18 protein-coding genes are annotated in these 18104 nt (G+C 62.8%); 14 read left to right on the top strand and 4 right to left on the bottom strand.

Translation table 11 applies throughout. The features are described from left to right. Positions 1-126: 126 nt before the first annotated feature. The 3 genes from UU9_RS05860 (at position 127) to UU9_RS05870 (ending at position 2887) form a co-directional block, all read left to right on the top strand. Positions 127-897 (top strand): SDR family oxidoreductase, encoded by a 771-nt coding sequence (locus UU9_RS05860; RefSeq protein WP_007080807.1) that lies wholly within the window; start codon positions 127-129, stop codon positions 895-897. 160 nt (positions 898-1057) lie between these two features. Further along, complete coding sequence (locus UU9_RS05865) at positions 1058-2356, top strand: cytochrome b (RefSeq protein ID WP_007080808.1); 1299 nt, start codon at positions 1058-1060, stop codon at positions 2354-2356. Positions 2357-2392: 36 nt separating this feature from the next. Next, positions 2393-2887 carry an Ohr family peroxiredoxin gene (locus tag UU9_RS05870; RefSeq protein ID WP_040670357.1) on the top strand — a complete coding sequence of 165 codons (495 nt, stop codon included), beginning with the start codon at positions 2393-2395 and terminating at the stop codon, positions 2885-2887. 125 nt (positions 2888-3012) lie between these two features. Here the strand turns inward: UU9_RS05870 and UU9_RS05875 are convergent, their stop codons facing one another. Next, entirely contained in the window at positions 3013-3978 is a 966-nt protein-coding gene (locus UU9_RS05875; protein ID WP_007080810.1) for a GlxA family transcriptional regulator, read from the bottom strand. Between the two features lie 388 nt (positions 3979-4366). Between UU9_RS05875 and UU9_RS05880 the strand changes: the two genes are divergently transcribed. Continuing rightward, positions 4367-5191, top strand: a complete 825-nt coding sequence (locus tag UU9_RS05880) for an alpha/beta fold hydrolase (protein ID WP_007080811.1) — start codon at positions 4367-4369, stop codon at positions 5189-5191. Positions 5192-5289: 98 nt separating this feature from the next. On the opposite strand, the gene UU9_RS05885 is transcribed toward UU9_RS05880, so the two are convergent. Beyond that, positions 5290-6186, bottom strand: a complete 897-nt coding sequence (locus tag UU9_RS05885) for a LysR family transcriptional regulator (protein ID WP_007080812.1) — start codon at positions 6184-6186, stop codon at positions 5290-5292. Between the two features lie 99 nt (positions 6187-6285). On the opposite strand from UU9_RS05885, the gene UU9_RS05890 reads away from it, so the two are divergent. The 5 genes from UU9_RS05890 to UU9_RS05910 all read left to right on the top strand — a co-directional run bounded on the left by UU9_RS05890 (position 6286) and on the right by UU9_RS05910 (position 10811). Next, on the top strand, positions 6286-7035 hold the full coding sequence (locus tag UU9_RS05890) for an SDR family NAD(P)-dependent oxidoreductase (RefSeq protein WP_007080813.1): 750 nt from the start codon (positions 6286-6288) through the stop codon (positions 7033-7035). Positions 7036-7076: 41 nt separating this feature from the next. Beyond that, a complete protein-coding gene (locus UU9_RS05895; protein ID WP_007080814.1) occupies positions 7077-7496 on the top strand; it encodes a nuclear transport factor 2 family protein in 420 nt (139 codons plus the stop codon). Positions 7497-7703: 207 nt separating this feature from the next. Then, positions 7704-8798, top strand: coding sequence for a LysR family transcriptional regulator (locus UU9_RS05900; RefSeq protein ID WP_007080815.1), 1095 nt, complete (start codon positions 7704-7706; stop codon positions 8796-8798). 104 nt (positions 8799-8902) lie between these two features. After that, on the top strand, positions 8903-9565 hold the full coding sequence (locus UU9_RS05905) for an HD domain-containing protein (RefSeq protein WP_007080816.1): 663 nt from the start codon (positions 8903-8905) through the stop codon (positions 9563-9565). Positions 9566-9806: 241 nt separating this feature from the next. Continuing rightward, the gene (locus UU9_RS05910; RefSeq protein WP_007080817.1) at positions 9807-10811 is read left to right on the top strand and encodes a bestrophin family protein; all 1005 of its coding nucleotides are present in this window, start codon (positions 9807-9809) and stop codon (positions 10809-10811) included. Positions 10812-10994: 183 nt separating this feature from the next. Here UU9_RS05910 and UU9_RS05915 read toward each other — a convergent pair whose 3' ends face one another. Beyond that, positions 10995-11582: a hypothetical protein gene (locus UU9_RS05915; RefSeq protein ID WP_007080818.1), complete on the bottom strand. Its 588-nt coding sequence runs from the start codon at positions 11580-11582 to the stop codon at positions 10995-10997. 247 nt (positions 11583-11829) lie between these two features. Between UU9_RS05915 and UU9_RS17855 the strand changes: the two genes are divergently transcribed. The 4 genes from UU9_RS17855 (at position 11830) to UU9_RS17860 (ending at position 16130) form a co-directional block, all read left to right on the top strand. Next, complete coding sequence (locus UU9_RS17855; RefSeq protein WP_156804208.1) at positions 11830-12117, top strand: hypothetical protein; 288 nt, start codon at positions 11830-11832, stop codon at positions 12115-12117. Positions 12118-12386: 269 nt separating this feature from the next. Next, entirely contained in the window at positions 12387-14198 is a 1812-nt protein-coding gene (locus UU9_RS17275) for a Mu transposase C-terminal domain-containing protein (protein WP_007080819.1), read from the top strand. Continuing rightward, entirely contained in the window at positions 14195-15106 is a 912-nt protein-coding gene (locus UU9_RS05925; protein ID WP_007080820.1) for a TniB family NTP-binding protein, read from the top strand. Before UU9_RS17275 ends, UU9_RS05925 begins: the two co-directional genes overlap by 4 nt. Before the next feature lie 586 nt (positions 15107-15692). Further along, a complete protein-coding gene (locus tag UU9_RS17860) occupies positions 15693-16130 on the top strand; it encodes a hypothetical protein (RefSeq protein WP_156804209.1) in 438 nt (145 codons plus the stop codon). A gap of 63 nt (positions 16131-16193) precedes the next feature. Here UU9_RS17860 and UU9_RS05930 read toward each other — a convergent pair whose 3' ends face one another. Continuing rightward, complete coding sequence (locus UU9_RS05930; RefSeq protein WP_040670360.1) at positions 16194-16508, bottom strand: hypothetical protein; 315 nt, start codon at positions 16506-16508, stop codon at positions 16194-16196. Between the two features lie 421 nt (positions 16509-16929). On the opposite strand from UU9_RS05930, the gene UU9_RS05935 reads away from it, so the two are divergent. Then, a complete protein-coding gene (locus tag UU9_RS05935; RefSeq protein WP_156804210.1) occupies positions 16930-17952 on the top strand; it encodes a hypothetical protein in 1023 nt (340 codons plus the stop codon). Positions 17953-18104: the final 152 nt, after the last annotated feature.

Consider the following 18104-nt stretch of genomic DNA (forward strand, 5'->3'; position numbering starts at 1 on the left):
CGGCCTCAATTGTTGCGCACGAGGCAACACGGCGAGCCCGTCGCCAGCGCTACCGGCTCGCGATATCCCTCCATACCATGAAATCACCCGGCGCCAACCGGCGTCCCCAGCAAGCAGAGGTGTCTCATGAAAATCGTTGTCATCGGCGGTACCGGACTCATTGGCAGCAAGACAGTCGAGCGCCTGCGCAAGCATGGCCATGAGGTCCTCGCCGCGGCGCCATCCTCGGGCGTCAACACGCTCACCGGCGAGGGCGTGCAGGAGGCCATGGACGGTGCCGACATCGTCATCGACCTGGCCAATTCACCTTCGTTCGAGGACAAGGCGGTGCTGGAGTTCTTCGAAACCTCCGGCCGCATCCTGCTGGATGCGGAGAAGAAGGCAGGCGTGAAACATCATCTGGCCTTGTCGGTGGTCGGTACCGAGCGTCTTGCGGCGAGTGGCTACATGCGCGCCAAGATGGCGCAGGAGAAGTTGATACGCGAGTCGGGCGTTCCCTACACCATCGTCCATTCGACCCAGTTCTTCGAGTTCCTCAACGGTATCGCGAAGAATGGCGCGGGAGACCAGGAGACCCGGCTCTCGTCCGCCTTCATCCAGCCCATTGCCTCGGACGATGTCGCCGACGCGGTCACCGATTACGCGCTCGGCGCACCGGTCAACGGCATGGTGGAAATTGCCGGCCCCGACAAATTTCCGATGGCGGAGCTGGTGCAACGCTTCCTCACCCTTATCGGAGACACGCGCAAAGTGGTGTCGGATCCGCAGGCGCCGTACTTCGGCGCCGTGCTGGAGCCGGACAGCCTGTTGCCAGCCGATGCCGCGCGCCTGGGCTCGCTGGATTTCCAGACCTGGTTCAGCCGTTCCGGCCTGGCCAGCCGCGAAAGGGCCGCGTGAGCTTTCCTGCGTTCCGTTGCACGGGTGCCGTCCGTACACACCGCGGCGACTGAGCGGCCCAGACGGGTCAAACCAGGCGGGCGCGTGGGGGCAGGAAAGCCGCTGGCCATCCACGCGGAGCCGCCCACGCGCCCCGGAGCGCAACTGCGGGACATACGCCATGACCATTTCCACACGTTTTCAGCGCTGGATCGACGAGCGTGCCCCGGGCCTCGGCGGCATGGCCCGCAAGCACCTGACCGAGTACTACGCGCCGAAGAATTTCAACCTCTGGTATTACTTCGGCACCTGCAACCTGCTGGTGCTGGCCAACCAGATCATCACCGGCATCTTCCTGGCGATGAACTTCACGCCAACCGCGGCAGATGCCTTCGATTCGGTCGAATACATCATGCGCGACGTGGAGTGGGGCTGGCTGATTCGCTACATGCACTCGACCGGCGCATCGCTGTTCTTCGTCACGGTGTTCCTGCACATGTTCCGCGGCATCATGTACGGCTCGTTCAAGCGTCCGCGCGAACTGGTGTGGATCCTCGGCGTACTGATCTTCGTCGCGTTGATGGCCGAGGCGTTCATGGGCTACGTGCTGCCTTGGGGCAACATGTCGTTCTGGGGCGCCAAGGTGATCATCTCGTTGTTCGGCACCATCCCGTACATCGGCGACACGCTGGTGGAATGGATCATGGGGGACTACTTGCCGGCCACCGCCACGCTCAACCGCTTCTTCGCCCTGCACGTGATCGCGATGCCGCTGATGCTGTTGCTGCTGGTGGTGCTGCACATCCTGGCGTTGCACGAGGTGGGCTCAAACAACCCCGACGGCGTGGAGATCAAGAAGGGCCCCAAGGGCAATCGCTGGGATGCCTCGAAGCCGGCCGACGGCATCCCGTTTCATCCGTATTACACCGTGCATGACATCTTCGCCGCGCTGTTTTTTCTGACGGTGGCGGCGTTCATCGTGTTCTTCGCGCCGACCTTCGGTGGCTGGTTCCTGGAGCATGACAATTTCGTGCCAGCGAACAACCTTGCCACGCCGTCGCACATTAAGCCGGTGTGGTACTTCACGCCGTTCTACGCCATCTTGCGCATGGTTCCGTCCTTCGCGGGTACGGCGGTGTGGGGCGTGCTTGCCATGTTCGGCGCGATCGCCGTGCTGGGCCTGCTGCCGTGGATCGACAGGGGCAAGGTCCGCTCGGTACGCTATCGCGGTGCGGGATTCCGTATCGCGCTAGGTGTGCTGGTCTGCGCGTTCGTCGGCCTCGGGCTGGTGGGCGCCGGTGTTACGGCGGAGCTGATTCCGGCCTGGTTTCCAGGTGCGGACATCACGACTTGGGAAAACGCGTTCGGCCGCCTGATGGTGGCCGCGTATTTCGGGTTCTTCGTGTTCCTCTGGATCTACACGCGCTTCGGCTTCGAGAGGCCGAAACCGGTGCCGGAGCGCGTGACCGCGCATCATTGATGCCGCCGCGCATTTTTTCATGCTTCAAGGCCACTCATGACCGATATTCGCCCACCGCCCGTATCCCTGCTCGACAAGCATTACGGGATGGATTTCCTTCCACTCTACACAGCGACCGTATGCGTCAATGGCGGCGAAACCCGGCACGGCCGCGCATCGGGTGTGGCGCGTTCCGATGATGGTGCCCTGGACGTGCAACTTCGCATGCCCGAGCAGCTCGGTGGTCCGGGTGGCGGCACCAATCCGGAACAATTGTTCGCGGCGGGTTTCGCCGCCTGCTTCCATGGCGCGCTGAGCCTGCTCGCCGCACGTGCCAGGGTGCCGATCCCGGATGCCGAGGTGGTTGTCTCGGTGACCTTCGGCAGGGACCCGGTCGATGGTCTGTTCACGCTTGCCGCGAACATTCGCGTTCGCCTGCCTGGCGTCGATCGCGCGGTGGCCGGGGAGCTTCTGCGCAACACCGAGCGCATCTGTCCCTACGCGAAGATGGCGCGGTCGGGCATCGAGTGCGTGGTCACGCTCGAGCAGTGAGCGGAGGCATCCGCGGGTGCTGCGGAAAAGAGTGGGAGGATCGGGAAAGGCCCTCGCGATGCGAACAGGCGTTGCGCCGCCGACGGAATGCTGCGGCGGGCGGATGATCGACCCCGCCCGTTATCTCAAAGCATCTGCCGGGACGGCCTGTCCAGGCGCGCACTGCGCCGCAGTTCCTGTGGCGTGCGGCCGACGATGCGCAGGAAACTCTGGCACATGTGGTCGGCGTCGCCGAGGCCGGTCAGCCGGGCGATTCGATCGAACGTCTGTCGCCCATCCTCGACCAGCGGCCGGGCCACCTCCACGCGCAGGCGATCGACGGCCCGTGCAGGCGTCATCCCGGTGGCCGATGCGAATACGCGGCCGAATTGGCGCACGCTCAGGTTGGCCACTTCCGCCAGCCGTTCGACGCACAGATCCTCGTGCATATGTTCCCGCGCAAAGTGCAATGCGCGGCGGATGCGATCGGAGCCAGGATCCAGGTCCAGCAGCGAGGAGAACTGGTACTGTCCGCCGGACCGTCGGTAGTAGACCACCAGCATGCGCGCCACCTCCAGGGCCGCTTCCTTGCCGAGGTCGCGTTCGATCATGGCCAGGCTCATGTCGATGCCGGCCGACATGCCGGCGGACGTCCAGATGCCGTCCTGCTCGGTCCACATGCGGTCGCCATCCACGCGCAGCGCCGGGTACCTTTCCTGAAGCTGCGGTGCAAAACTCCAATGGGTCGTTGCGGCGCGGCCGTCGAGCAGGCCGCTGGCGGCCAGCAGGAAAGCGCCGGTGCACACACATGCCGTCCTGCGCGAGCGCGCGGCCATCTCGCGGATCGCCACCGTTAACGGGGCGACCCATTCGCCCCTGGGCGGTTCGGGCGAGCCGACGATGATGAACGTGTCCAGGGTCAGGGATTGCAGCGGTACGGTGGCGACTTCCAGCTTGCTGGCGCTGGGCACCATGCCGCCCTCCAGCGATGCGACGGTGAGCCGGTAAGCGGGGCGCGACATGGAACTGGCGTGGGTGAAGGCCTCGAGCGGACCACTTAGGTCCAGCAGCACGAAGCCCGGATAGACCAGAAAGCCGACGTCACGAGTCATCGCATCCCCCGGATCGATGCTTACGATTATGCACGTATTCGCCTGGCCCCGACTCGGCCGTAGGGGAATTGGTTCCCGCGTGGAAACACGGTGGGCACGTGCGCGGAGCTACCGCCAGCCCACGAGCGTGCCTACGCTGCATGGCACACCAGGCTCATGCCCGCAGTCCCCGACACGGTAGCTGCAAGCGCGGCCAGGACCTCCTTCACCCCAAAGGGAAACGAGCATGACGATGCAACATCCAGACAGCGCAACCCCCAACGATCCGCGGCGCCGGCAACTGCTCGCCGCCAGCCTGATGACGGCGGCGGCAGCCACCCTTCCCATACACGCGACGCGGGCAGCTGGCGCACGGCTTAATTCCTCCTCCAAGCAGAGAACCCAGGACATGAACTCGATCACCACCAAAGACGGCACCAACATCTTTTACAAGGACTGGGGCTCGGGCCAGCCGGTCGTGTTCCATCACGGCTGGCCGCTTTCCAGCGACGACTGGGATGCGCAGATGCTGTTCTTCCTCCATCACGGATACCGGGTCATCGCCCACGACCGGCGTGGCCATGGCCGCTCCTCCCAGGTCAGCGGCGGCCACGACATGGATCACTACGCGGCCGATGCCGCAGCGGTCGCCGAACACCTGGACCTGCGCGACGCGATCCATGTCGGCCACTCCACGGGTGGCGGCGAGGCAACGCGTTATGTCGCGCGCCACGGTGCCGGCCGCGTCGCGAAGCTGGTGCTGGTGGGCGCGGTCCCGCCGCTGATGGCCCAGACGGCAGGCAATCCCGGCGGGCTGCCGGTTACGGTGTTCGATGGCCTGCGCGAGGCATTGGCAGCGAATCGTTCGCAGTTCTATCGTGACCTGTCGTCGGGCCCGTTCTACGGATTCAACCGGCCTGGCGTCAAGGTCGTGCAAAGCGTGGTCGACAACTGGTGGCGCCAGGGCATGATGGGCGGTGCCAACGCGCACTATCTCGGCATCAAGGCATTCTCGGAAACCGATTTCACCGAGGACCTCAAGGCCATCGACGTGCCGACGCTGGTGATGCATGGCGACGACGACCAGATCGTGCCGATCGCTGATTCGGCGCTGCTTTCGGCCAGGCTGCTGAAGCGCGCCACGTTGAAGGTCTACAAGGGCTATCCGCACGGCATGCTGACCGTCCACGCCGATGAGCTCAATCGCGACCTGCTGGCATTTTTCCGCAGCTGAGCAGGGCGCGGCGGCACTGCTGTTCGCTGCGCATGCCGATCAACACGGGACGCTGTGCCCGCAGGATGCCGCCATGACGGCCATGGAACCTGGGCGGATCAGGCGGGCGGTGCTGGCTGCATTTCCGCCGCGACAAATTCGGAGAAAAGCCTGACCCGTGCCGGCGTGAGCCCGCCAAACGCATGCACGGCACGCAGCGGCAGCGACGGCAGCGGGAACTGCGGCATGAGCTGGACCAGTTCGCCGCGGTCCAGGTTCTCCTGCACGGTGCACTTCATCAGGTAGGCAACGCCCATGCCGTTGAGTGCAGCCGAGCGCAGTCCGAAGCCGGTGTCCAAACCGATTCTCCCCTGAGGCACGATGCTGGTGCCGTCGCTGAAGGTGATTGGCAGCGAGCGCCCCCGCATGAGGTAACGCACGAACGGCAACTCGCGAAGTTCCTCCAGCGTGCCCGGGTTACCTCGCTGGTGCACGAACGCCGGGGAGGCCACCAGGGCCATGTCGAGCCGGGCCAGTGTTCGCGCCTTCAGTTCGCCTTGTGCGGTGTGTCCGACCCGGAATACGACGTCGTAGCCTTCGCCGATGACATCGACGTGACGATCGGAAAGGGTCAGGTCCAGTTCCAGCGCCGTGTGCCGGGTGAGGAATTGCGTGGTGATCGATGGCATCAGGAGACGTCCGAGCTCGCCGGGCATGCTCACGCGCAATCGCCCCTGCGCGCCACCGCTGGGGCGGATCGCATCCGCCGAGTCCTCGATGCCGTGCACCAGCGGGGCGATCCGTTCGAAGAAGGCTTCGCCTTCGGGCGTGAGGCTGAGCGTTCGGGTCGACCGGCGAAACAGCAGGGCGCCGAGCTCGGTCTCGAGCCGGTGGATGCCTTTGGAGATGGCCGATGGTGTGGTGCCCGCGTTGCGCGCGGCAGCGCTGAAGGATCCGGCTTCGACCGCACGCACGAACGCCACGAGACTCGCCGACTGGTTCAGGAGATTGCTCATCTTGGACTCCGCGGCACAAGTGAAATGCCGCATCGAGGACTGCCTGCAGCGAAAACCCGCCACATATATTGCTCCATCGCAAACACACGAGGGCAGCAGATGAAACGTCTTTCAGGCAAAGTCGCCCTGATCACCGGCGGCAACAGCGGCATAGGCCAGGCCACGGCCGAACTCTTCGCCGCGGAGGGCGCGCAGGTGATCGTCACTGCCCGTCGGCCAGATGTGCTGGAACGCGCCATTGGAGACATCGGGCATGGCGCCATTGGCATCCAGGGCGACGTCGCCGATCCCGCGCACCATGCTCTGGTCGTCGCGGAGATCCGCGCGCGCTTCGGCAAACTCGACATCTACATGGCCAACGCGGGCATCATCACCGTTGCGCCTTCCGCGACGGTAACGCCTGAGCAGTTCGACGCCCAGTTCAACGTCAACGCGCGCGGCGTGTTCTTTGGCGTGCAGGCGGTGGTGCCGCTGATCAGTGACGGCGGCAGCATCATCCTGACCAGTTCCCTCGCCGCCACCAAAGCCCTTGATGGTCACGCCGTGTACGCCGGATCGAAGGCCGCCGTCGAAGCCTTCGCGCGCCACTGGGCGCTCGAACTGCGGGCGCGAAAAGTCCGCGTGAACGTGCTAAGCCCCGGGCCGGTCGACACCGGCATCGTCCAGAAACTGGGCGTGGCGGAAGCCGACCGTCCCGCCTTCCTCAAGACCATGACCGACGCGATTCCAGCCGGCCGTCTCGGTGAGTCTGAGGAACTGGCGCAGGCAGCTTTGTACCTGGCTTCCGACGACAGCCGCTACGTCAACGGCGCCAGGTTGCATGTCGACGGCGGCATGTCGGTGAGCTGACACGTCATCGATCACTTTCATCAACGCAAGGAGTTCAGGACATGTCCAAGAATGACCACTCGGAGATCCTCCAGTTCATCGACGTGCTGGCCGAGACCGGCAGCAACTACCGGATGGAGGCCATGGAGGATCTCTACCTCGACGACCTCGGTTTTCTCGTGCTCACGCCGGCGGGCGAGATCGCCCGGTTCTCGAAAGCCGAGATGCTCGCCGAGTTCAGAAGTCGCCGCGATGCCGGCGAACCACCGCTGTCGACGGAGAAGCGGGTACTGCACATCGAGCAGCAGGGCGACCAGGCGACCGCCGTGTTGTATCGGCGCATGAGCGAGCGGGCCGACCCGGCGCTCTACGAACTGCGGCTGCGCAGGGTGGATGGCAAATGGCGGGTGGCGGGAGAAACGGTTCTGCCATGGCCCGACCTGGCGACGGCCAGGGGTTTCCTGCCGCCACGCACGAAGTGATCCGGCGCGCGCGATTTCCGGAAAGTGGCCGCCGACGTGGAGCAGCCTGCCTGGTCCATGAATGGCGGAAATCGGCGGAACAATGTCCGTCGATGCCCCGCTGCCTTGGCTAGGATGTTTCCGTCGATACAGCGGAAGCTGATATCCGCAAACATGTCCAACTGTCGAGGCCGTGGCTTGAAAGCTACCGCGCCTCCGGAGCCTGCCGTGTCCGTCAAACGCATCGCTTCCCCATCCGCGTGCCCCGACCCGCTGGCGTCGATCTTCTCGGCCAGCTACGCGGGGGTCATCGCTTTCGTGGCGGTTGCCGCCGAGGGCAGCTTCGCCAAGGCGGGCGATCGGCTTGGCATTGGACGGTCCGCGGTGAGCCGCAGCGTGCGCAAACTGGAAGTCCAGCTCGGCACGCGTTTGTTCCTGAGGACTACGCGGAGTACGTCGCTGACCCGGGAAGGAGAGCGCTTTCACGAGAAATGCCATCCGGGCGTCGAAAGGATCGTGTCGGCGCTGGAGGAGATGCGCGACCTGCGCGAAGGTCCTCCATGCGGGCAGCTTCGGATCGCGGCGTCGCCGGCATTCGGGCGCAGTGTGGTGATGCCGCTGCTTGGCGGTTTTCGGTCGCGGTATCCGGGTATCGCGATCGAGCTGATCCTCAATGGCAACCATGTCGACTTCACATCGGACCGGGTCGATGTGGCCTTCCACGATGGGCGCCTGGAGGACAGCCAACTGGTGGCGAGGCAGGTCATTCCAATGCAGTTGCTGGTTTGCGCGTCAACCGCCTATGCGCGTGCCCACGGATTGCCATCGTCCGTCGAGGACATCGCCGGCCATCAATGCATCCGCCAGAGGCTGGGCTCCGGGCGAATACTGGAGTGGGAGTTCAAGGTGGATGGGCGTCCTAGTCGGCTGATGCCAGAGTCAGCTTGCACGTTCAATGATCCGGATCTGGTGTTGCAGGCTGTCCTGGACGGCCAGGGCATCGCGCAGCTTCCGGGCTTCCTGGTCGGCGCCCACGTTCGCCAAAACCAGTTGGTCACCTGTCTGGGACAGCATCAGCCCGATGATCGCGGACATTACGTGTGCTACCTCAGCCGGCACCAGCTTCCGACCCGGATCCGGGTGTTCATCGACTACATGACGCAACGCATCCGGCAAGGCGACCAGCAGGATCTCACCATGCCGGCTGTCGCCGACGCCGCGCGCCAGGCCATCGTTCATTCCTCTTCCTTCCCGCAGGTCGATGCCGACAACCGCGGCCTGGAGGGAAGGGAGCGCGAGGTTGCGCGGCAGGCAACACAGTGAGCCCTTCGACGTACCTTCCGGGATGGCCGCCCCTGCAGCACGCTTTCGGTTCACGATCCGCTGCCGGATCCGGAACATGCCATCACGTCGCCGAGGGAGATCCCATGCAAACTTTGTCGAAGTCTCTGCTTCCCACGCGCCTGCTGGCCGGAGTAGCCGTGCCGGATACAGCGCTGGTCGCCCGCGCCATTGAGTACGCCCGCGACCATTCCGAGCCCTATCTGTTCAACCATGTCATGCGTTCCTGGTTGTTCGCTGCAATCCTGGCCGACCTGAAGCAGGCGCCATACGATGCCGAGGTGCTGGCGGTGGCGGCGGTGCTGCACGACCTCGGCCTGGCGAAGGCCTTCGAAGGACCGCTGCGGTTCGAAGTGGAAGGCGCCAATGCCGCACGTGCGTTTGCCCGCGCCGGGGGTTTCGATGAGGCTCGCTCCCAACTGGTTTGGGATAGCGTCGCACTCAACTCGACCCCTTCGATCTGCCTGCACAAGGAGGCGGAGGCTGCCTTGTGCACCCAAGGGGTCGGTGTTGATTGGGGTGGCTGGGGCCATGCCGCGATCTCCGACGAGCGCATGGCGGCGATCCTCGAGGCGTTCCCGCGACTGGCCATGAAACAACGGTTCACGCAGGCCATCTGCCACATCGTCCACACACGGCCGGAAACGACTTACGACAATTTCGCCCGTGATTTCGGCGAACGTTTCGTGCCGGGCTATCGCGCGGCGTCGATGGTGGACCCGTTGCTGAACGCTCCGTTCGAGGAGTAGGGCGGGCGCCCGGGCCGCCATGTGCCGCGCTTCGAAAGCGGGTGGTTGGTGCATGGCGGGCAACACGGCGCGCCCTGGCGGCGGCCTGCTCCGCGCGGTTGGCGCGGCCTGGCATGCGCGTCACGTATCCACGGACCGTACCTCTTGCCGGGCACCGTGAACATGTGTTCTTCGCAGATACGGCAAAGGCGCCTGATGGGCGCGAACAGTCGAGTTTTTCCCTACGAATAGAGGTCGCGACATGCACGCTGGAAAGTCCTACAAGTTCTCGGAGTTCCTGTTCTGGACCCGGCGATCGGTCTATGGCCTGGTCGCGATCGCGACCACACTCGTGGTGTTGCACGAGGTGGCCGGATGGAAGTGGCTGGTAGTCCCGTGGAGCGTGGTGCTCATACTGGGCACCGCCGTCGCACTGATGGTCGGCTTCAAAAGCACGCAGACCTACGGGCGCACCTGGGAGGCGCAGCGTATCTGGTCGTCGATCGTAAGCAGGAGCCGGGTCTGGGGCGAGATGAGTACCGCCCTGGCGCGCAGGGACGAATCGACCAAGTTCATCTATGGTCATTTCGCGTGGCTAGCGACGCTCCGTTACGCCATGCGGGAAAGGCGGGCGTGGGAGAACGGCGACAGGTCGTCGAACAAGGAATACGGGCGCTTCTACGAGGTACCGGAGAAGGAGAACTCACTCGAGATCGAGCTGATGAAATACCTTCCCGCCGAGGAGGTTGCGCCCATCCTGGTGGCCGGCAACAAGGCTGCGCGCGTGCTGACTTTCCAGGGCAGGGCGCTCAGGCATTCACTCGATGGGGGCGGCATGTCCGTGAATACCTTCATGGAGATGCAGCGGGTGGTCAACGACCTGCACGAGTGCCAGTGCAAGAGCGAGATGATCAAGAACTCCCCCTATCCGCGGCAGTACGCCATCGTCAATGCGATCTTCGTGAGGATTCTCTGCTTCATCCTTCCGCTGGCCATGATCGACCAGTTCGATCAACTGAACGAGACGGTGAGCGGCTTCATGAAGGGGTACATGGTGTGGCTGTCCATTCCGGTAACCGTAGTCATCTCATGGATGTTCACGTCCATGGATGAGGTAGGTGAAAGCACTTCGAATCCGTTCGAGGGCGGCGCCAACGATATCCCCATCACCCGGCTGTGCGACGACATCGAGCTGGAGTTGAAGGAGCTGCTCGGCGAGACGGGCATTGGCGCAATGCAGCGGCCGAAGAACGAAATTGTGATGTAGGTGTGTAAATGCCGAGCGACGCCGGTGTCGTAGTCCCTTTAACCCTGTCACCCATTAATTAGCTTTCTGGAATCTCAAGGATTCAAAGGCTTGCGCTTGCGAGCGTTGGTGACCAGCGACCAGCTGTGTTCAAACATGACCTGGCTAGCGGGCCAATCTCAAATTGGCGACGCAGTTAATAGCTCACCGTCCGGAGGCGAGAACCCTGCTTAGCCAAGGGTTCGCGAACTCTGCGCCCTTGAAATCGGCGGGGAACTGCGGACGTAGCTGTCGGTAGGCCTGTAGACAACGTGACGGGTCCGGTTCGGGTATTTGCGGTGTGGCGACGCGTTCGATGATGGAGAGGGCTGGCGGCTCATACGCGAGTTTCATGGCTTCCACGGCCGTCGCCTGCGCATCGGCGAGCGGCTGCTGACTGCAGAAGCCAACCCCTTGTAGCGCGAGTTCACGGACCTGATGAGGATGCTCGTACGGCGGACTTTCGAGCGCGATGTCGAGAAACGTCGTGGTGAGGGCCGAGAGCGCCTGCTGCCGTTCGACGTCGAGGAATGGTGTTTCCCAGTAGAAGTGTCCGAAGCCGCCAAGAGTGACCGCTGCTGCTGCCAGCAAATAGGTCCTCGGCAGGTCAACAAGTTCTGCACCGATGAGGCGCAACGCTCCGGCGACGCAAGCCCCCAAGATCCCCAGGCCTTGCCAGGGCAAGCCAGCCCACACATCGTGCACCGCCCAGCAGATTCCGGTCGCCGTCAATGCCAGCGCTACCTTGAACAACACACTGTCTCCTGAAGCACGGGAGATCTATCGGCCGCTGAAGGCGCTTCTGAATGGGTCGGCCATTCTTGGCCGATCTGTCCAATCACGGGCACCAGATGCGCGTGTAAGGACTTAGTCGCTAGACTGATATATTTATATTTGATATCAACAACTTACTATCGTTCGCGGGTGGTTCGTGAGAACCTAGCTTGGTGCGTCTGGCTCGTCGGGTCTCGTGGGCCCGCATGCCGGACTGGGAGGGACTATGAGCGACCAAGCCCGTCTCGCGACTTCTCGCCCCTTATTGTCGGGAGCGGAGCTGTTTATTCCGCGCACGCCCATCCTGAGCGCAGGCGAGGCCGCTCGCCTGATGGGATGTCCCTGCAGCGAAGCCCTGACCAAGGCACGCCAGACCGGCCGCTTGCCGATTCCCATGTTCCAGATCCCAGGACGTCGTGGCTGGTTTGCGGCCACTCACGTGGTCAAGGCGTGGCTTGAACAGACGCTTGCTGCCCACGGCGGTGTAACCGAGCCAGAGGAGGGTCAGCCATGAGCGGATAACCCACCAATATCGTGAGCTGAAACAAAAGAGCCGAAGAAGAGAACGCGAAGAAAAAAAGCCTCGCAGTCGCATGCGAGGCCTTTTTAGGTAATAGCGGATTGGAATAGCCCGCTGACCCCATCTTCGAAGTCTCCCTTTCTGCTGTCAAGCCCTGCGCGCGTCCCTTGACGACGCGCAACGGGCGTTGACGTCCCTAACGCACCGCAGTCGAGGCCGTTCACGCTGCCTCTTGGCCGGTGCACGCATATCGGAGAGAGCCGATGAAGAGTTCAACGTACGCAAGAAAATCACAGTTTGCTGTAGGCACCCTGTGGGTGTTCGAGGAGCGGGTGGTGCAGGTGGACGGCCCCTTGTCCCTGCAAGTGGTGCAGGTGCGGGACGTAGCCAGCGGCGAGTTGAAGCCGGCCCCCGTTCACCACCTCACGCTACCAAGCAATGCAGCGCAAAAGGCGGCCGATCCTCTAACGGTTCCACAGAACGAATGGGACCGCGCGCTTACCCTCGCAAGAGCGTTCCAGCCGTATGTGGAGTGCCGGGCGCTGCCGACCCGCGTCACCCAGGCGATTGCCCTCCGGCACGCGATCACCTTCCGGCAGGTCCAGCGTCTGCGTGCCCAGTTCCAAGCCACGCATCAGACCACGGCGCTAATCCGTGGCAAAGGCGGACGCCCAGTCGGGCTTCGGTGCCTGATCCAGGAAGTCGAACGACTCATCCAGCACGTTATCGCCAAGCACTATGCCTGCCGCGAACCGGCCACCAAGGAATGCATCGTCGAGCGCGTTCGGCTGATCTGTAGCCGGCTGTCCTATCCCCGCCCATCGCGCAAAACCATCCTTGCCCGCATCAGTGAGGCGCAAGGGTACGCGATGGATCGTGCGCGTCACGGTGCAAAAAGCGCCAAACAGGTGTGGGAGGCACGCCCCGGAATGCACCAGATGAGCCGCCCACTTGAGGAGGTGCAGATCGACCACACCCTGGTGGACGTCCTTGTGGTTCACGAAGACGGAACGGTTGCCGGACGCCCTTGGTTGACCTTGGCCATCGACGTGGCGACCCGCGTCGTGCTTGGGTGGTATCTGACTATGGATGCACCCTCGAGCATTTCGGTGGCTATGTGCCTAGCCCACGCGATGCTGCCCAAACCCGAGACCCAGGACGATCCTGAGCTGTGGCCGATGTACGGCAAACCGCTGTGCGTGCTCCTGGACAACGGCAAGGACTTCCGCAGCTACGCACTCAAGCGTGGCTGCGAGCAGCACGGGATCGAGTTGAAGTGGCGCCCCGTCCGCGTACCCCATTATGGCGCGCACATCGAGCGGCTCATCGGCACGTTCATGACGATGGTGCACTCGCTGCCGGGAACCACGTTCAGCAACGTCAAAGCGCGCGGCGACTACCCAAGCGAGCGCCGCGCGTGTCTCACGCTCGAAGACCTCCGGGCTTGGTTCGTCCAGAAGATTTGCCGGGGCTACCACGCTCGCACACATCGAAGTTTGGGCGTTCCTCCGCTGATCGCCTGGGAACGCGCCTTCAGGCAGCCCGATGGGACGCTGCGTATGCCCGAGGTGCCCTTGCGGCCTGACGATTTGCGTCGCGACTTCTACCCGTTCGTCTTCCGACGCATTCAGCGTACGGGCGTGCAGCTAGGCCAGTCGCGCTACTGGGCTAGTGCTTTGGCGCCGCTGGTGCATCCTCAGCGCCAGGTGAGGGTCCACTACAACAAACAGAACCCTTCATGCGTCTGGATCCGTGCCGATGGTGACGTGCTGGTGGAAGCGGTGGTGGTGGCCGGCGCGGCCTTATCCCACGGGCGAGCCGTGGCGTTGACCGACCAGGAGCAAGCCTACCTTGATCAGAAGCTGCTCGATGGCTATGAGACGGCCGACGCCGTCGAGGCCTCGGCCCGGGGGCGCCAGCGAATAAAGCAGAGTCACGGCTCGGGGCAGGGCACGGCACGCAAAAGCCGGCCGGCGGCACGCTCGGACCGAAAGGGCGATGCAGCCCGCGAGAACCAATTGGCCCTTCCTGCGCTTAACCGGGCTTCGGTCACCTTTGAGGTGCTCGAGCCATGAGTACGCACGGGTCACACCTCGATCCCACGGTCGCTTCCCTCCTCAAACTGCCCGACGACGAACGCATCCGGGCCTTACTGGCCGACCGCTTCATTTGCCACGAAAAGGTCGGCGCACTGCTGGCCGAGTGCGATTATTTGGCGCATCGGCCGCCCTCGTTGCGACCCCGTGGACTACTTGTTTGCGCCCCCAGCGGATCGGGCAAGACCGCGTTTGCCAACGCGTTGGTGCGCCGCTATGCGTGCCATCCAGCGACGCGTCTGAAGGCCGCAACCAAACCGGTCTTGCTTATCAGCATGGTCAACGCACGTGACGCGGAGGAAATCTATCGGCGCCTGCTTGAAGACCTAGGTTGCCAGCGTGCGAATCGTTATACGGGCAAAGAGCGCCGATCGATGACCTTGGAACTGGCGCGGGCCGCCAACGTGCAGATGGTGATTTTCGATGAGGTGCAGGATCTCCTCAACATCACACCTCGCCAACGCGTCCTGGCATTGATGGGCATCAAAGATCTCATGAACTCACTGCTCTTGCCGATCGTCGCATTAGGCACGCAAGAGGCGCGGTACGCCTTGGAGAGCGACCAACATCTTCATGCGCGCTTCGCCTTTCGCGCGTTGCCGGTGTGGGAGAGCGACGACTACTTTCGCCACTTCCTTGAATCGTTCGAGTCTAGTCTGCCGCTGAAGCGGCGCTCCAACCTGGGCTCGCTGACGATGATGCGGTCGATCATCAAGGCCACCCAGGGGCGCCTGGCGGACATTGTCTGGCGATTACAAATTGCCGCGGCGCTAGCGGTCGGGGGAGAGGAGCGGGTCACACCGGACTTGTTCCATCGAAGCGCCTACGAATTTCCCACAATCGTGCCTGCGCCTTCGTCGCAAAGGAGGAAACCCCATGGCCCTTGAAACTATTCGGTGGTTCATTCCTGGGCCCGGCGAGGATGAATCCATTCGTTCGATCGTGGGGCGCGCCGCTGCGCGCTACCGACACTTGGAGGCGTTCAGCGATCGGTTGACCGCCTACCCCGGTGCTTCCCCTGAGTCGATGCCGAGCCTGGAGCGCTGCAGCGCCAGCGATATCCTGGACCTCGCCCGCCGGTTGAGCACGTGTCCGCGCGCATTGTTCGCCCTACGTCAGCCCTTTGAGGAGGACCTGGTCTTTCATCCGCGTTCGGGGGTGTTTTGTTCTCAATGTTGGGCCGAAGCCGACCAAGCCGGTCAACCGCGAACGTTTCGCCGCGCTTGCCAGAGCATCTTTGTACTGAGCTGTCCGATGCATCCGAAGGTGCCCTTGCAACTGGCGGCGATGACCTCAGGCTGGCGGTCTCACAAACTTGTGGAGTCGAGTCCACCGACACCCGGTGCCCGTCGGCTCTTGGCGTGGGTAGATCGGTTCGCGCTCGCACTTGGAACATGCCTTTTCAAGCGTGCGCCATGGCCGGCCCATTGGAGCGGCTCTCCCAACGCTGCGAAGGTGTTGCTGAGCGCGTGTGTGACCAATCTCAGCACCCTCCGTGGTTACACACCCATCCATAATCTGATGATTCCGCTTCACCTGATCCCGTGGGTCAGCCGTCCGCCAGGACGCACGGAACGACTGGCCGGTGATCCTTGGATGGCGGTGCGCTATCTGATTGATCCTGCCGTGCGCCGCTTAGCGCTCTGGTTCGTGGGGTGGCTGACAGTGTCCGATACGCCGATCGACTTATGGCCTGAGGCGTTCAATGGGCGCATTGGATATGACTTTGGGCGCATTCTCCGGGAAACGGCAATGTCCACGCAGTATGCCCAGGCCGCCATGCGGATTCTGGATGAGGCGATCTGCCACCGCGAACATGATCGAATCGGCTTTGTCGAGGGCAGAAGCCCTACCTGGGGGAAAAGGACATGGGCGTGGAACTTACCTCGCCGCCCCCGCCCACCCCGATGACGGTCGGTAAGAGGAATCTTTGAAGCGCGCCCTCGTGGGTCGTCGACGGGGACGCGAGGAACACTAGTCTAGAAGATACGCCTCGCATGAATGTATCAGTGCGCGCACGTCCGGATGTTTCGCGTCCGGACGTGCGCGCAAGATCGCAATCACCGCTCGAATCTGCTCGTTGCTAGGGATGAGTTCGCTGGGGCTTTCCCACATCCAGTCAATCATGATGGGATGAAGGATCTCCACCGGAAGGGACGCCACCTCCGCTTGCATGGGGACGTCCATGCCAGCACGCAACACGGGGTTGTCGTGTCCGTGACTTTCTAGCGCGGCATCAAACGCACTGTCGGGCATACCAAAGCGATCGTTCCTGCAATCCGCGGCCATGGCGCTCTCGGTCGAGTTGTAAATAGGAGCGTACGCGCCTCGCCCGGACCTGAAAAGAGCTTATCGCGCCAGGCCCCTTGGAGCCCAGGGCGGGGCAGGTAGGGACTGATCGTCAAGTCGCTCGGACGTGGGCATCAGGCCGAACCCGAGGTTGGTGATTAGGTGGGGTTATCGGGGGTAAAGGAAGGCAGCTTCCGACCGAGGCTGTGTGAAAACCCTCTGACTCGATACACTTGCTCCACCGCGCCGACGAGAGTTGCCGATGAGACCTTTGGTTGAAGGTGAAGACCGCTCGCAGAGCACCTACTGCCCGAGCGCCTCGACGATCAGATAGTGCGCCGGTGTCCGGACGTCGCTAACGGATCATGGGAATCCTGGGCCCGCAAAGGAGTGTGAAAACGGTATGCGATATCGATATGTCTTGGTCGCCGAAATCAGGGGGCTTATGCCGCCCGCCGACACGGAAATCGTGATCGACGTCCCATGTGTTTCCGGGACAATTACTTACACGGCCAACCGCGACTCCATTCCTGAAGTTGTCGACACAAAGGCTGCGATCAGCTCGTTAATGATGCGAGGTTTCGCGGGGAAGTCTGTAGAAGATCCGGGGGCCGAGCGCAGACGAAAGGTGCTGGAGATTCGGCAGGCGCGCCGGGCCGCGAACTCGCCGAAGATGTTGGTCATCCTTGATATCAATAGCGTGACCGAAGATTTCGAACTGATCCATACCAGGGAAGAGGATGAATTCATCGTCTCTCTCGGCGAATCACCCGCAAAGAGCATTCGGAGTTCCCATGAGCGATACGTTCAATCCCTTTTTACGGCGCTAAGCCTCTCCTCGCCCACCGACCTGGCCGCAAAGCGTTTGGTCGATTGCGTCCTTTTCTATCGGGATGATGGGAAACCGATCTTCTGCTACGAGATGGAAGGGTATGGAACGGCATATACGGCGGCGCCGATGACACAGGAAGTGGCCGAGGAAGCCCGCAACTTCGCTGCCCAGCTGTCCAAGGGGCCTGACTATGCCGACGTCAATCGTCTATTGGCCAAGTCCATGGACCTAGCCAACGATGAGTTGCTTTCCTTCCTTTCGGCATGGGCCGCGCTTGAGATCTTCGTGAGCAAGTCATTCAAGGAATATGAGAAGTTGCTCTTCAAATATCCTGGTGCCGGGCGCTTGGCGGCCCATCCCGATGTGCTGCAGAGGATTAGCACGGTCATGTCCGACAAGTTCAGGCTGACCGACAAGTTCGCGATGTTGGCGGGGACGCTTGATGAGGCGGGTGTGGAAACAGACCTCAAGACTTTCGGGGGCGTAAAGGGTCTGCGCGACAGACTATTCCACGGCAAAGAGGTCTCAACGAAGAAGCTCCCCTGCGAGTCCACGCGAAACCTGGTCCGAAAATACCTGCGTCTCCACCTTGAAGCTGGGTCCGCACGGTAGGCAGGGTTCGGGGCCTGTTGCTGACACTCCGGCTCGATCTGGGCGAAGGGTCTGCAGGAATGCAGATGCCCGTAGATCTGGCGACATCCTCGTTTTCGAGTCCGATTCGAAAAGCGCCTAGCCTGGGCTGGCGGGCCCCAATCCGGAATTTG

This window comes from Rhodanobacter fulvus Jip2 (genome assembly GCF_000264315.1).
In the GTDB taxonomy this organism is placed as follows: domain Bacteria; phylum Pseudomonadota; class Gammaproteobacteria; order Xanthomonadales; family Rhodanobacteraceae; genus Rhodanobacter; species Rhodanobacter fulvus.